The sequence below is a fragment of the Streptomyces sp. NBC_01257 genome (assembly GCF_035917255.1).
In the GTDB taxonomy this organism is placed as follows: Bacteria; Actinomycetota; Actinomycetes; order Streptomycetales; family Streptomycetaceae; genus Streptomyces.
In genome coordinates, this window is sequence record NZ_CP108472.1 from 505,484 (window position 1) to 520,079 (window position 14,596).

The following is a 14,596-nucleotide window of genomic DNA, read 5'->3' on the forward strand; positions in this document are numbered from 1 at the left end:
TTGTCGCGTACGCCGGGGCCGGGCGCCGCGCGCCGTTCACTCATGCACGGGCCCCTGGGCGCGGCGTGTCCCGCCCCCGGCTCCGTACGCGTGCCGCTACACCCCGACGCGTTGCGCCAAGCCGTCCACGATGAGGGCCAGCCCGGCCTCGAACGCCGACTCGTTGTCGATCTCCGGGACGACCGGGTGGTCCGCGTCGGCGGCGGGGCCGGTGCCGGCCTGTTCCTCCAGGACGCTGCCCACGGTGTAGCGGCCCGCGGCCAGCATCGCCATCTGGGCCTCCCTTTCGGGCAGACCGGAGGCGAGCAGGAAGTCCATCTTCCGTGCGACCCGGTCGAGGTCCGCCCCGCCGGGCATGCTCCCGGCGTGGAGCCGTGCGCCGTCCCGGCGCAGCAGCAGGGTTCGCCGGAAGCTGCGCGTGTTCTCCAGGAACCAGTCCCGCCAGTTCTCGCCGGGCCGCGGCAGCGGAACACTCGCATGCGGCGCCATGGCGGCCTCGGCCATGGCGCTGAGCAGCTCTTTCTTGTTCCGGAAGTGGTAATAGAGCGACGGCTGCTCGACACCCAGCCGCTTGGCCAGCTGCCGGGTGCTGACAGCGTCCAGACCGGCCTCGTCGAGCAGGTCGAGCGCCTCGCCGACCACGATCTCTCGGTTCACCTTCACGTTGACAACCTATCGCTGATAGACGACGCTGTACATTCACCTATCACCGATAGAAAGTGGGTGGCGGCATGACACGGGAAGCGGGAACGCCCTCCTTGAAGGTCCTTGTGTGCGGCGGTGGGGTCGCGGGACAGGCCCTGGCCTACTGGCTCGCCCGGGGCGGCCACCGGGTGACCGTGGCCGAGCGCTTCCCGGCGCTGCGGGACACGGGCGCGCAGGTGGACCTACGGGGCCAGGGCATCGACGCCGTCGAGCGGATGGGACTCCTCGACACGGTCAGGGACAAGCTCGTGGACGAAGCCGGCGTCGCCTTCGTGAACGCGCGCGGCAAGGCGCGGGCGACCATCATGGCCAACACCTCCGGCCGGGGCCGGCAGAGCCTGACATCCGAGTACGAGATCATGCGCGGCGATCTGGTGCGCATCCTCCACGAAGCGGCCAAGGACGACGTGAACCACCTCTTCGGCGTCGCTGCCGAGCGCTTCGAGCAGGACGAGCGGAAGGTCGTGGCCCACTTCTCGGACGGCTCGTCCGGCGAGTACGACCTTCTGGTCGGCGCGGACGGCCAGGGCTCGCGCATGCGCCGGACCGTCCTGCCGGACGACTCCCCCGATCCGTACTGGCGGGTGGGCATGCACATGGCCTACTGGTTCGTCCCGCGCATCGCGTCGGACACCGATATCCGGGACACCTACAACGCCCCCGGCGGCCGCATGATCATGCGCCGGAGCCACAACCCGACCGAGACACAGGTGTACTTCGTGCTGCGCGAGGAGTCCGAGGAGGCGACGGCGGTCCACCGGGAACCGGTCGAACGCCAGAAGGAGTTCTGGGCCGACAGGTTCCGCGACGCGGGATGGCAGACCGGGCGGTTCCTCGAAGGCATGCGGACCACCGGCAGCTTCTACTCCCAGGAGGTCGTGCAGGTACGCACCGACACCTGGTCCAAGGGCCGCGCGGTGCTGGTCGGCGATGCCGCCCACTGCGCCTCTCCCTTCAGCGGCATGGGGATCTCGGGCGGGCTGACCGGTGCGTACGTCCTGGCCGGCGAGATCAACCGGTGCCCGCACGACCTGCCTCAGGCCCTGGCGAACTACGACACCGTCCTGCGGCCGTTCGTCGACGAGATCCAGGCCGAGGTGAAACCGCACCTCCTGCGCGTGGGCATGCCCATGAGCCGGCTGGCCATCGACGCCTTCCACTCCGTCACGGCACTGGCCTGCTTCCTGCGCGTCCCCGGTCTCATCGCACGGTTCTCCAGGGAGGACCGGGGCGGCAGCTGGCGGCTTCCGGACTACCCGGAACTCCGGCTCGGCGCTGCCTGACCCGGCGACCCAGCAGGGCCCCATACGAAGGACCGGCACCCGCGGCCGAGAAATGCCGCACGTCAAGACGTCGGAGTGTCAAGGCGTCGGGCGGGTCAAGGTGTCAGGCCGTGCCGCCGAGGACGACGTCCTTGGCCTCGACCGCCCCGGCCGTCCGCCCCGGTGCCGCCTGGTAGTTCCAGTACAGGTTCGTGTGCGCGATGACCTGGTCCACCGGGGGCGCGCCCCATGCCGTCTTGTCGCCGGCCGTGTGGGCGTCACTGACCAGCGTCACGTCGTACCCCCGGGTGAACGCGCCGTGGAGTGTCGAGCGGATGCACGCGTCGGTCTCCGCACCCACGACCACGAGCCGCCCCACTCCGAGTCCCGACAGCACGGTCTCCAGTGTGGTGTCCTCGAAGGAGTCCCCGTAGTTCTTCTCGACGAGCGGATCGCCGTCCTCCGGCGCGAGCTCCGGAACGATCCGCCAGTCGTCGCTCCCTCGTGTCAGCCCCTCGTCGGAATGCTGGACCCAGACGACCGGGACCCCTTCCCTGCGCGCCCGCTCCACGAGGCCCGCCACGTTCGCGACGACGACATCGCGCTGGTGGGCCCCTTCGACGACGCCGTTCTGCACGTCGATGACGAGAAGCGCGGAGTTCGGCCGGTTCTCCAGTGTGGTCATGCTCTTCCCCTATCACGCTGATCCTGTACCCCTCGCAATCTAGCCCGCCGCACTGACAACGACCCTGTGGCGGGTCGGCGAAGGGCCGCCGGCCGCATCTCTTCGCGGTCGGCGGCCCCGGTCGGCGCATGAACGGGATCAGGCACGGATCAACGCGGATCAGGCACAGATGAGGCACCGGTCAGACGGAGACCAGGCACGAATCAGCTCGGGAGCCGATCCATGATCCAGGTGCACAGCTCCTCGGTGATGGCCGTATGCGCACTGGTCGTGGAGGAACAGCGGAAGTCGTCCAACTCGCTCTCGTCCGGAGCGAGATCGTCGATGTTCACATACAGGTCGTCCTGCTTGTCGATGTCGCGAACGGCGACCGCGCTGACCGTGGGGACGAAGCACACCTCCTCCTGCCGCAGGTCCGTCTTGGCGCCGAGCTTCCTCATCGTGTCGGCGAGGATCTTGTACGTGTGCAGGGTGCCGCCCGGCGCACCGTCCAGTTCCGGGAAGGCGTCGGTCGTGACGGTCCTCTCGGCCTTGGGGAACCTGCGGTTCAGATAGGCCGCCGTCACGTCGTCGCCCCGGGCCTGGGCGTAGAAGGTGGTGCCCGGGTAGATCCGGTCGATGCGAAGGGTGACCTCGCCCGGCTCCACGTCCGGCAGTCCGAGCCCGTCGGACCGGCCGTTGGCCACGGCGATCTTCATCGGGATCTGCGGCCAGCCACCGACCCGGTCCAGAGCGGCCAGGAATTCCGTGCGCTCCGGGGCGACGCCGATCTTCTCGGTGTCCTTGTCGTAGTGCTGCCAGAGCATCTGACGCGCGGCCGGGCTGTCCATCTGCTTCGCGAAGGCGTTGGGGAACGGGATGAAGTGCGAGAACGCCTGCACGCCGACCGGGATGGAAGCGCCTCGGTGCGGGCTGTCGTAGGAGAAGTACAGTCCGGTCCGGTGGTCCATCCGCTGCGTTTCGAGACGGGCGAGCGCGTAACGGGTGACGATGCCGCCCATGCTGAACCCGCCGACGGCCAGGCGGGCGTCGCCCACCTGCTCGGCGATGGCCCGCATGATGGCGGCTTCGGCCGCGCGCGCGTTGTCCAGGATCGACGCACTGCGCTCCTCGAAACCGAGGAGGATCACGTCCCGGCCGCGTCGGCGCAGTTCGCTGATGAAGGGGAAGTCGCCGCCCTCCAGCCCGTGATAGAGCACATCGAGCTTGCTCCGGCCCAGATTGAAGCCGTCGGCCATGATCACGGGCCGGACGAGGCCGCCGTGGTTGCCCTCGCCCGGGAAGACCCAGGCGAAGCCGTTGGGCAGGGGCCATTCAGCGTGGTCCGGCACCTCGATCGGTGCGGCGGGCTCGGTGGCCGGCAGGCCGCCGAGGGTGAACGAACCGACGTTGGGCTCGGTCGTCTCGGACAAGGTCGTACTCCTTCGGAAGGGCGGGCGAGACAACGCCATCATGGGGGACGATCCGGGCACATCGCCCTTCTGAGCTGCGGGGTTCACCTCATGTGATGGAGCGGGCACAAGATTGTTTACGACAGCCCTCGGCGGCCTGCGCTCGTCGCGGGGCGCGGTCACAGCCACGCCCGTTCCCAACCCTTGCGAGTTGTCAGGACGTTGCTAACCGAGTTGTCGGGACGTAGCTAGCCGAGTTGGCCGTGTCGGCAGGTTCCGGTGAACACGCGGCCGAGTTGGTCGTCCAAAGCGGCCACGATCGCCGGTTCCGGTGTGCCGTCGGGGTCGATGTGCGCGTGCAGGGCGAGCCCTTCGGCGAACGCAACGATGCGCAGGGCCCGGTCAGCGGCGTCGACCCCCTGGGCGACCTCGCCGCAGACCGTGCCGTTGCCGATGGCCCGGGCGACGCGTGAGCGGATACCCATGAGCGTCTCCCTCTGGACGGCGGCCAGGCGGGCGCTGTGCGCGGCCTGGTCCGCAAAGGCGAGTCGGACCAGGAACTCGGCGCGGCGGGCTTCGTCGAGCGGCATGAACTCGGCCAGTGCCTGCCGCAGCATCTCGGCGATGGTCAGGCCCTCGGCCTCACCTCGGTTCACCAGCTCGTCCACGCGCGCGGTGAACCGCCCGTTGACCCGGGTGAACGTGGCCAGCAGCATCTGGTCCTTGGCCGTGAAGTAGTGCTGCACCAGGCCCACGGACATGCCTGCTTCCGCGGCGGTCCGCGCAACGGTCACGGCGGTGAGGCCGTGGCGCACGACCAGGCGTTGGACGGCGTCGGTGATCTGCCCTTGCCGGGCGTCATGGTCGGAAACTCTCGGCACGTGAGGACGGTACCGCGTGCTATAACCGTACGTCTATATTGCTACCGGGGAGGAACCTCTGATGATCCGACTGCACTCAACCCGGCTGTTAGGCATGGGACTTGCCCTCGCTCTCCTGCTGCCACCCGGCGTGGCCACCGCGAGCCGGGCCAGTGACGGACTGGCGGCCGGCAGCCGCCGCGACCCGGCCCTGCAGGAACTGGCCGATCAGGTGGTGGCCGGCCCGAACCCCAACCCGGGCGCCTTCCTGTTCACCCGGCGTGGCCCGGACGACCGCTTCGGCGCGGCCGGTCTGGCCGACCGGTCCACCGGGAAGCCGATGGCACCGGACCTGAGGTTCCGCACCGGGAGCGTCACGAAGACGTTCACCGCGACGGTCGTCCTGCAACTCGTCGCCGAGCACCGGTTGCGACTCGACGACACCGTGCAGAGCCTGTTGCCCGAACAGGTCCGCACCGACAACGCGCTGTCCGGTGCGCCCATCACCGTCCGCCAGCTGCTCAACCACACGAGCGGGCTGTACGACTACATCGACGGGCTGCTTCCCCACTTCCGCAGCCTCGACCAGTACTGGCCCCGTGACCGGCTGATCGGCATCGGCCTCGCCCGGCCCCGGTACTTCCCGGCCCCCGGCACGCGGTTCCGCTACTCCAACACCAACTACCTGCTGCTCGACCTGATCGTCGAACGGATCACCGACCGCGACCTGCGCACCAACCTCGAACGCCGCGTCTTCGCCCCCCTCGGGCTGCGCGACACGTCGTACCCGCTGACCCGGACCACGATCGACGGCAACCACGTCCACGGCTACGCGGACGTCTCGCTCCTCCTTCCGGACGCACCGGACCCCACCCGGTTCGACGTCACCGCGCTCAGCCCGTCGGAGGCCGGCGCGTCGGGCGCCCTCGTCACGACCGCGGCCGACATCGCACGCTTCTACCGGGCCCTGCTACAGGGACGTCTGCTGCCTCCGGACGTGCTTCGCAGGATGCTCACCGACACGGTCCCCACGACCGGCAGCGCCCCGCCCGCCGTCGCCTACGGCCTGGGCATCTACGTCTACGCCACCAGCTGCGGCCGCGCGTACGGCCACGGCGGCAGCGCACTCGGATATCTGACCTTCGCCCTCAACAGCCGCGACGGGAACGACCAACTCGTCGCCCACACCAACTGGAACCCGTTCTCCGACACCGGGATCGACGAGGACTTCTGGGCCGCCTTCCAGCAGGGCTACTGCGCAAGTGCCGGGTAGCTCCCGCCGGCGCCGGATGGCCGGCAGGACACATTTCGCCCGGAGATCCGCAGGCCACCCGCTTCGGGTGTGCGCATCTTCGGGCGGTCCGGTCGCGGTCACCGGCCGTGTGCCCGACCTGTCGGTCGCCTCCTCCCACTACGGCATGTTCCAGGCGGCAAGGACGGGCTGCGCGTCCTCGGTGGCCAGGAAGGCGAGCGTGCCCGGATGCGGATGGCCGAGCAGGCGGCCTGCGGACGCGTCGAGACCGAGCCGGCGCACGGTGAGCAGGCGCGCCAGATGACCGTGCGCGACGACGGCGACATCGCCGTCGTCCAGCAGCGGACGGATCCGGTCCAGTACCGCGTCCACCCGTGCCGACACCTGCCGGAGCTGCTCGCCGGGATGCTCGGCGTCGCCGGGAACGACGCCGTCCCGCCAGAGGTCCCAGTCCGGACGCGGCTCCCGGATCTGCGCCGCCGTCAGCCCCTCGTAGCCGCCGTAGTCCCACTCCGTCAGGTCCTGATCGGGCCTGACACCGGTCAGGCCGGCCAACTCCGCCGTCCGCAACGCGCGGTTCAGCGGGCTGCTGAACACGGCCACCAGGTCGTGTCGCGCGAGCCTCGGCGCGAGCGCCCTCGCCATGGCCTCACCGGCATCGGTCAGCGGAACGTCGGTACGCCCGGCGTGCCGGCCCGACACGCTCCATTCGGTCTGACCGTGCCTGATCACCATCAGTGCGCCCATGGCCGCGCACGATACCCCGCCATGGAACGGTCGGACCGTGGGGTGCCCGCCCCTCAGCCAGTTGTGTGCAGCGGAACCGTGAGCTGCTTGAGCCAGGTGCCCGTGGTGAAGTCGCGGGCCTTGATGACGACCGCACGGGGGCCGACCTCGATCTGGAGCCCCTGGTTGAAGGCGCCGCTCACCGAGACCTCGCCGCCCTTGCCGTCGTCCGTCCAGCCCGCCTGGACCGCTGCGGTGTTCACCACGGTGAAGCCTTCGAGGTTGCCGGTGCCGGGGACGACCCTGCGTACCACCCAGTCGGACAGGTTGAGGTCCCAGTGGGTGTGGCCGGAGAAGAGGAACACGTCCTTGTGGCGGCCGAGGATCGAGAGGAGCCGGTCCGGCTGGAGGTAGTCGCTCATGTAGAGCTTGTTGTGCGTGCCCGACACCGTGTTGGGCAGCGGGTGATGGGTCATGACCATCACCGGCTTGCGTCGTCGCGCCCAGTGGGCGAGCCGGTCCTCCAGCCAGGCGAACTGCGCGTCGCTGATCCACACCTCGTCCCACAACTTCGCGTCGTGGTAGTGCGCGTAGCGCTCGGTGCCGAGGCTCAGGACCGGAATGCCGCCGAACGACGTCTCCGAGTAGACCTTGTTCCGGCCCGCGAAGTTGTAGAAGCTGCGGAAGAGGGAGTCCTCGGTGGTGCCGTTGGGCCAGGTGTCCTGGGCGAGCGTGTTCGGGTCGCGGTACTTCGGGACGTAGAACTCGTGGTTGCCGATGGCCCACGCGACGTTCCTGGGGTGCTGGTGCTGTCCGAGGGTGCGGCGGACGTCCGCGTACTCGAAGTCGTAGCCGCGGGGCGTGATGTCGCCCGCGATGCCAAGCCCGGCACTGCCGGGATTGATGCGGCGCAGGTCGTCGAGGGCTCTGCCGAAGTCGGTCAGGTCGCCCTGGATGTCGCTGATGATGTTGAACCGCACCGTGCTGTCCCCGCTGCCGTGGCCGCGCCTGTCGTCCAGCGGGGCGGCCGAGGCCGACGCGTCCGTCAGGGCTGCGCCGACGGTGAGGGCCCCGCCCGCGAGCACGGTGGCGCGGCCCGTCGTGGACATGAACGATCTGCGATCCATCGGTAGTACTTCCTTCGTCGTGCGGCCCCGGTACGGGGATGGGACGGGAGAAGCGTTTCCGATCCTGGTGACCTCCCGGCGTAGCGGAGGTGGCCGCGGACTGAAGTCCAAGGGCGCTCACCCCGGCAGGGGGCGGGCGGCGGTGTGATGCCGGCTCCCGCCCCCTGTCCATGCGCTACGACCGGCGGCGCAGCGCCGCACGGGCCGGCAGCGTGACCGCGAGCAGGGCCAGTCCCCCGGCGGCGGCCACGAAGGCTCCGTACAGCAGCGGGGGCACGTACGGTCCTTCGCCTGTCATGCCGCGCATCATGGGGACCAGCGTGGCCGCGGCGATCGCGGAGCCGAGGACCACGCCCACCAGGGAGACCAGCAGGCCCTCCCAGCGCAGCATCCGCAGCACCTGGCGCCGGGTGGCGCCGACGAGTCGCAGCGTGCCCAGTTCGCGGCGGCGGTCGAGAACGGTCATCACCAGTGTGTTGACGGCGGCGACTGCGGCGAAGCCGCCGAGGACCGCGGCCATGGTGGTGTTGGACCAGGCGCCCAGCTTCGCGTCGAGGTTCTGCTCGGTGGCGTAGCCGGAGGCGTCGGTGACCTCGCCCAGGGCGGCGAGCGACTTCGCCGTGCCGCCGCGCACCAGCAGCGTGCTGTCGAAGCCCGAGGTGACGTGCCCGGTCAGGGCGGCCCGGTCCATGGTCACCGTCGCCAGACCGAGGCCACGGCCGTAGACGGCGACGATTTCGGGGCGGGCCTCGGTGCCGTCGGGCAGGTAGAGCGGGAGCCGGTCGCCGACGCCGGCGCCCGCGGAGGTCGCCAGGGTCGTGTCGATGGCGACGCGGTCCCGGCCGAGCCGGTCGAGGCCGCCCTCGCGTACGTCCAGGTCCTGCACCTTCGCGAGCTCGGCGCCGGATCCGGTGACGCCCTGGGTCGCCGCGCCCTGCAGCGACTTGAACTCACCGGAGCCGACGGGCACCAGCACCTGAGTGGTCAGCAGGCCGACGGCCGCGTCCACGCCCGGCGCGCGGGCGGCGCGCGCCACGGAGTCCACCGGGAGCCCGGCCGGGTCGGTCACCACGTGGTCCGCGGTGATACCGGCGCGCAGTTGCTCGTCGGCGATGTGGGTCTCGCTCGTGTGCATGAAGACGAGGGTCGACGCGAAGGCCATGGCGAGCACGATCGGGGTGATCGCGGAGGCGAGGCGGCGGGAGTTGGTACGGGAGTTGGCGACCGCCAGCGCGCCCGCCGCGCCCGCGCCGCGCAGCGGGAGGCCGAAGAGGCCCGCGCACAGCCGCGCCACCAGCGGGCCGAGCAGTGCGACGGCGAGCATGAAGAGCATGACGACGCCGAGGGCCGCCCCTGCCGCGTCGTCCCCGGTGGAGCGGGCGGCGACACCGGTGAGGATCGCGCCGCCGACGAGGGCGACGAGGCCCAGCGCGGTGCGGATCACGCCCGGCCGCAGCCGCTCCACCGACGCCTCGGTGAGCGCCTGCCCCGGCTTGATCCTCGCGGGCCTGCGCCCTGCCGCCCATCCGGCGCCGAGCGCGGTGAGCAGCCCGGCCCCGACCGCGGCGACCAGCGGGATCCAGGAGACGTGCATCCGGACCGCCTCCGGGATCGCCCCGCGGTCCTGCAACTGCCCGAACCACCAGTGCGCGAGCCCGATGCCGGGCAGGCAGCCGACGATCCCGGCGAGGGGGGCGATGAGCAGCGCCTCCGAGGCCACCGCGCGGCGGATCTGTCGCGGCGTGGCGCCCACGGCACGCAGCAGCGCGAATTCGCGGGCCCGCTGGGAGACGGACAGCGCCACGGTCCCGGCCGCGGTGAAGACCGCGACGATGGCGGCGATGCCGCCGAAGGAGCCGCCGATCCCGAAGAGCGTCTGCTTGGCGTAGCCGAGACCCGGGTCCTCGATCGCGCCACGGTCGTCACCGGTGTGCACCTGGGCGCCGGAGCCGGCCAGGACCTTCTCCACGGAACCCGCGAGGGCGTCGGTATCGGTGCCGCCGTCGGCCCGCACGGCGATGGCGTCCGCCTTGCCGGGGTGGCCGGCGAGCGTGGGGGCCTGGGCGTCGGCGAACCAGGCAAGGGCGCCGGTGCTCCGGGCGGTGTCGCCGGGGCCGGTCCTGGCGATGCCCGCGACGCGGAAGTCCTGCCGCCCGGCGAGGGTGTGCAGCGCGACGGTGTCCCCGACGGCGGCCTTCGCCGTGCGGGCCGTGCCGGAGTCGAGCACGACTTCCCCTGCGCGGGGCGCGGAGCCGGTGGTCAGCGCGCTGCCTGTGAAGACGTGCGAGCCCCATCCGTGCCCGGTGAGCGCACCACCGGGCACGGGAAGTCCGGGGGTGCCGGAGCCCGCGCTGTCGTGCGCCGGGCGCACGGGGAAGGTGAAGTCCGCGACGGCGGCGGCCACGCCCGGCACCCGGGCGGCCCTCGCGGCCAGCCCGGCGTCCACCCGTGCGGTGTCCGGCAGCGGGACCGCTTCCTCCTCGCGGTCCTCGCCGCTGCCCGTGACGACGTACTCGTACTGGTCTGCCGCCACGACGACCGGCGCGTCGGCGTACCGCTCCGCCGGCACCGACGCCCGCAGACCGGTTTCGAGCAGGATGCCGCAGGCCGTGACGATGAGCGCGGACATCAGCAGGGCGACGAAGGTCCCCGCGAACGATGCGGGCCTGGAGCGGACGGCCGCGCGGGCGAGTCCGTTGGGAAGCATCATGCCGCGGCACCCGCCATCGTGCCCGTGCGGGAGGCAGGGGCGGTGAACGCCCTCATCCGTGCCGCGATCTGCTCCGCCGATCCGCGCTCCAGTCCGCCGGCGAAGGTGCCGTCGGCGAGGAACAGCACGCGGTCGGCCCAGGTGGCGGCCGCCGGGTCGTGGGTGACCATGACGACGGTGGCTCCGAGGGTGTCGACGGCGTGCCGGAGCAGGCCGAGCACCTCGGCCGCGGTGCCGGAATCGAGGGCGCCGGTAGGCTCGTCGGCGAACACCACGTCGGGGCCGGTGACCAGGGCGCGGGCCACGGCGACACGCTGCTGCTGGCCGCCGGACAGCTCGCCGGGGCGGCGCCGCGCCTTGTCGGCGAGTCCGACCTGCGCGAGCATCGAGGCCGCCAGACGGCGGTCCTGACGGCGGCCCGCGAGACGCATGGGCAGCAGCACGTTCTGCTCCACGGTCAGCGACGGCAGCAGGTTGAAGGACTGGAACACGAAGCCGAGGCGGCTGCGGCGCAACTCGGTGAGCTGGTTCTCGCTCATGCCGGTGATCTCCGTGCCGCCGAGGCACACGGATCCGGACGAGGGCCGGTCGAGACCGGCGGCGCACTGCAGGAACGTGGACTTGCCGGACCCCGACGGCCCCATGACCGCGGTGAACGTGCCGCGCGGGAGAGCGAGATCGATGCCCGCCAGGGCGTGCACGGAGCCCGCGCCGCGGCCGTACTGCCGTCGGACACCGCGCAGTTCGACGGCCTGACCGGGTGTGGGGCCCCCGGCCGCCTCCGCCCGGTCGTCCGCCTTCTGCCGCCTTCCGCTGCGTACCCTCATGTTCCGCCCTCTCGCGATCTTCTCGTGCCGACCGGACGGAGTGTGCGTGGACGGCCGCGCGCCGGGCGTCATACCCGGGAGCCAACATGAGGGTGCTACCGCGGTAGGGGGAGGACCTACGCCGCGTGCTCCTTCGGCTTTGTGGCGCCGGGGGCGCCCCCGGGGCCCAGGACTTTCCGGGTGACGCGTTCGGCGAGGGCGGTGACCAGGGTGCGCGGCCGGCGCGGCAGCAGGTGCGCGGACAGGGCGTTGCCGAGTCCGGGCGTGACGTAGCCGCGGTCGCGGTCGAGGGCGCGCAGGGCGGCGCGTACCACGGGCTCCGGCGTGGTGAACGAGCCGTTGACGGCCGCCTTGCGGGTGCCGATGGCGTCGAAGAACGGGGTGTCGACCGGGCCGGGGCACAGGGTGAGCACGCGTATGCCGCGTCCGCGGTACTCCTGGCGCAGGGCGAGCCCGAAGTTCAGCACGAAGGTCTTGCTCGCGCTGTAGACGGCGAAGTACGGGGACGGCTGGAAGGCCGCGGTGGAGGCGACGTTCACGACCGCGCCGCTGCCGCGCTCCAGCATGTCCGGGAGCAGGGCGTGGGTGAGGTCGACGAGCGCGACGACGTTGACCATGAGCTGGTCGTGGTCACGGTCCGGCGCGATGTCCTCGAAACGGCCGCAGGTGCCGAACCCGGCGTTGTTGACCAGCAGGTCGACGCTCAGCTCCAGGGCGGCGAGGCGGTCGGTGATGTGCCGGGCCGCGTCGGGCTCGGCGAGGTCCTGGACCAGGACATGGGCGCGGATGCCGTGCTCCGCGGCGAGGCGATCGGCGAGGGCGGTGAGCTTGTCCCCGGAACGCGCCACCAGGATCAGATCGTGCCCGCGGGCGGCGAGTTGCGCGGCGAACTCCGCGCCGAGTCCGGATGAGGCACCGGTGACGAGCGCTGCGGTGTGCATGGGAGATCTCCTTCATTCGACGAGCTACGGACCACGAGTGCGAACCACGAACACGAACCACGAACCACGAACGGCGAATCTCGAACGGCGAGCGGCGAACTGCGAATCACGAGCAACTGAGACATGAGAGTACTCACTTCTCCAGCAAGTGCAACAGCACTGATGCAGTTCACCCGAACTTGACTCACCGATGTATCGTTTTGAAGGTCACGCGGATGAGAGGGAGGCGCCATGAGCGAACCGGCGGCACGGCCGTTGCGGGCGGACGCGGAGCGCAGTGTGCGCGCGATCCTGGAGGCGGCCGAACGCGTGCTCTCCGCGGACCCCGGCGCATCGATGGAGCAGATCGCGACCGCGGCAGGCGTGGCCAGGACGACGATCCACCGGCGGTTCACCCACCGGCAGGCGTTGATCGACGCCCTGGCCTCGTCGGCCGCCCGCCAGCTCGCCCAGGCCGTGGAGGACGGCAGGCCGGACACCGCCCCGCCGATGGTGGCACTGCACCGGATCACGGCCAACGTGCTCGAGGTGAAGAGCGCCTGGGCCTTCGCCCTGGGACTGCCGGCCGCCCCCGACAGCGAAGCCACGGCACTCCATCAGGACATCGCCCGCCGTTGCCTCACCGTGCTGGAACGGGCCAGGGCGGACAGGCTCATCGACGAGGCGGCCGACCTCACCTGGGTACGGCGGTTCTACTACGCACTTCTCGGGGAATCCCTGAACGGGAACCCGGACGACGCCGGCGTCGACACCGACACGCTCGCCGCCCGCATCATCGAGACCCTGCTGCACGGCGCCGGACCGCGCCCCTGAGCACCCGAAGCGGCGGTAGCCTGCGTCATCATGATGCGCGCATGGATACCGCCGATACTGTTCGCACTCAGCGGCTCAGCCGTTGCGGCCGAGCTGATCCGCCAGGGAAACCCGTGGGGAGCAGCGGCCGTCCTGGTGGTGTTCGCGCTGCCCGCGGGCGTGAACTCGCCCCTGATCTTCCCGAAGTCGGTCGGTGCGGCGGAAGCACAACGCCGTAGCGCGGCCGATGGCCGGCCGGTCGTCTTCTGGCGGCCCGGCTGCACGTACTGCATCCGGCTGCGCATGCGACTGGGCCGGAACGCCCGCCGGTTGCACTGGGTCGACATCTGGCGCGATCCGGAGGGTGCGGCGGTCGTGAGGGCCGCCAACGAGGGCAACGAGACCGTACCGACCGTGGTCGTGGCGGGCCGGCCCCACGTCAATCCGGACCCCGCCTGGGTGCGCGCGCAGCTTTCCTCATCCGCCTGACCGGGCACGGAAACCCCTCATCGGGATCAGGCAAACCCTGCCGGTGACTGCCTGCTACACGTAGGCTCTCGGCGCAGTGGATCAGGGGCACGTCAATCCGGGGTGCCCGAGCCGGACGAGGGAGTGCCCCGCTGTGACGGACACGCACGACGAGAGAGTGCTCGCCAAGATCGCGAAGGGGCTCGTCTACACCGAGTCGGAAGCATCGTTCCAGGACTCCCAGCGGCGCACCGAGGAGATCTTCGAGTACAACCGGACACCGCCGAGCGAAGAGCAGAAGCGCAGGTCACTCCTCACCGCCATCTTCGGTTCCGTCGGTGAACGCACGGTGCTGCTGCCCCCGTTCCACGCCGGGTTCGGCAGCCGGGTCCACATCGGCGACGACTTCTTCGGCAACGTGAACCTGACGTTCGTCGACGACGTCGACATCCGCATAGGCAACGATGTCATGATCGCGCCGAGCGTGACGCTGACCACGACCGGACATCCGGTGCATCCCGCGCGCCGGGCCGACTTCGGACGCTTCTCCGAGCCGATCGTGATCGAGGACAAGGTGTGGATCGGCAGCAACGTGGTCGTCCTGCCCGGCGTCCGGATCGGCTACGGGTCGGTCATCGGCGCGGGCAGCGTCGTCAGCCGCAGCATTCCCCCGATGGCCGTCGCGCTCGGAACCCCTTGCCGGGTGGTCCGCCCCATCACCGACGAGGACCTCACCACCCGCGCCGCCGGGCACTGGGCGGACTGACCCGCAGGGGCGCCCACACGGCCGGGGGTGCCGTGACCGGCCGCTGCCGATGTGTGCCGATTCGGCCATTCGCATGGCGTGGTG

General features: G+C 71.0%; 14 protein-coding genes. 5 read left to right on the forward strand and 9 right to left on the reverse strand.

Annotated features, from left to right (window positions below; translation table 11 throughout):
• Positions 1–96: 96 nt before the first annotated feature.
• The gene (locus OG408_RS02230; RefSeq protein ID WP_266787455.1) at positions 97–663 is read right to left on the reverse strand and encodes a TetR/AcrR family transcriptional regulator C-terminal domain-containing protein; all 567 of its coding nucleotides are present in this window, start codon (positions 661–663) and stop codon (positions 97–99) included.
• A gap of 95 nt (positions 664–758) precedes the next feature.
• Between OG408_RS02230 and OG408_RS02235 the strand changes: the two genes are divergently transcribed.
• Positions 759–1,988: an FAD-dependent monooxygenase gene (locus tag OG408_RS02235; RefSeq protein ID WP_326667824.1), complete on the forward strand. Its 1,230-nt coding sequence runs from the start codon at positions 759–761 to the stop codon at positions 1,986–1,988.
• 103 nt (positions 1,989–2,091) lie between these two features.
• Here the strand turns inward: OG408_RS02235 and OG408_RS02240 are convergent, their stop codons facing one another.
• The 3 genes from OG408_RS02240 to OG408_RS02250 all read right to left on the reverse strand — a co-directional run bounded on the left by OG408_RS02240 (position 2,092) and on the right by OG408_RS02250 (position 4,924).
• The gene (locus tag OG408_RS02240) at positions 2,092–2,652 is read right to left on the reverse strand and encodes a cysteine hydrolase family protein (protein WP_326667825.1); all 561 of its coding nucleotides are present in this window, start codon (positions 2,650–2,652) and stop codon (positions 2,092–2,094) included.
• 203 nt (positions 2,653–2,855) lie between these two features.
• Positions 2,856–4,064, reverse strand: a complete 1,209-nt coding sequence (locus tag OG408_RS02245; protein WP_326667827.1) for an esterase/lipase family protein — start codon at positions 4,062–4,064, stop codon at positions 2,856–2,858.
• 227 nt (positions 4,065–4,291) lie between these two features.
• Positions 4,292–4,924, reverse strand: coding sequence for a TetR/AcrR family transcriptional regulator (locus OG408_RS02250; RefSeq protein WP_326667829.1), 633 nt, complete (start codon positions 4,922–4,924; stop codon positions 4,292–4,294).
• Positions 4,925–5,018: 94 nt separating this feature from the next.
• On the opposite strand from OG408_RS02250, the gene OG408_RS02255 reads away from it, so the two are divergent.
• Positions 5,019–6,176: a serine hydrolase domain-containing protein gene (locus OG408_RS02255; RefSeq protein ID WP_326667830.1), complete on the forward strand. Its 1,158-nt coding sequence runs from the start codon at positions 5,019–5,021 to the stop codon at positions 6,174–6,176.
• Between the two features lie 138 nt (positions 6,177–6,314).
• Here the strand turns inward: OG408_RS02255 and OG408_RS02260 are convergent, their stop codons facing one another.
• The 5 genes from OG408_RS02260 to OG408_RS02280 form a co-directional block, all read right to left on the reverse strand.
• Positions 6,315–6,902, reverse strand: coding sequence for a histidine phosphatase family protein (locus OG408_RS02260; RefSeq protein ID WP_326667831.1), 588 nt, complete (start codon positions 6,900–6,902; stop codon positions 6,315–6,317).
• 53 nt (positions 6,903–6,955) lie between these two features.
• Positions 6,956–8,008, reverse strand: a complete 1,053-nt coding sequence (locus tag OG408_RS02265) for a metallophosphoesterase family protein (RefSeq protein ID WP_285563991.1) — start codon at positions 8,006–8,008, stop codon at positions 6,956–6,958.
• A gap of 175 nt (positions 8,009–8,183) precedes the next feature.
• Entirely contained in the window at positions 8,184–10,718 is a 2,535-nt protein-coding gene (locus tag OG408_RS02270) for an ABC transporter permease (RefSeq protein WP_326667834.1), read from the reverse strand.
• A complete protein-coding gene (locus OG408_RS02275) occupies positions 10,715–11,545 on the reverse strand; it encodes an ABC transporter ATP-binding protein (protein WP_285563993.1) in 831 nt (276 codons plus the stop codon). Before OG408_RS02275 ends, OG408_RS02270 begins: the two co-directional genes overlap by 4 nt.
• A gap of 116 nt (positions 11,546–11,661) precedes the next feature.
• Complete coding sequence (locus tag OG408_RS02280) at positions 11,662–12,486, reverse strand: SDR family NAD(P)-dependent oxidoreductase (RefSeq protein WP_266787435.1); 825 nt, start codon at positions 12,484–12,486, stop codon at positions 11,662–11,664.
• 231 nt (positions 12,487–12,717) lie between these two features.
• On the opposite strand from OG408_RS02280, the gene OG408_RS02285 reads away from it, so the two are divergent.
• The 3 genes from OG408_RS02285 (at position 12,718) to OG408_RS02295 (ending at position 14,512) form a co-directional block, all read left to right on the forward strand.
• Positions 12,718–13,299 (forward strand): TetR/AcrR family transcriptional regulator, encoded by a 582-nt coding sequence (locus tag OG408_RS02285; protein ID WP_266787433.1) that lies wholly within the window; start codon positions 12,718–12,720, stop codon positions 13,297–13,299.
• 30 nt (positions 13,300–13,329) lie between these two features.
• Positions 13,330–13,767 (forward strand): glutaredoxin domain-containing protein, encoded by a 438-nt coding sequence (locus OG408_RS02290; protein WP_285563994.1) that lies wholly within the window; start codon positions 13,330–13,332, stop codon positions 13,765–13,767.
• A gap of 133 nt (positions 13,768–13,900) precedes the next feature.
• Complete coding sequence (locus OG408_RS02295) at positions 13,901–14,512, forward strand: sugar O-acetyltransferase (protein WP_326667839.1); 612 nt, start codon at positions 13,901–13,903, stop codon at positions 14,510–14,512.
• Positions 14,513–14,596 lie beyond the last annotated feature (84 nt).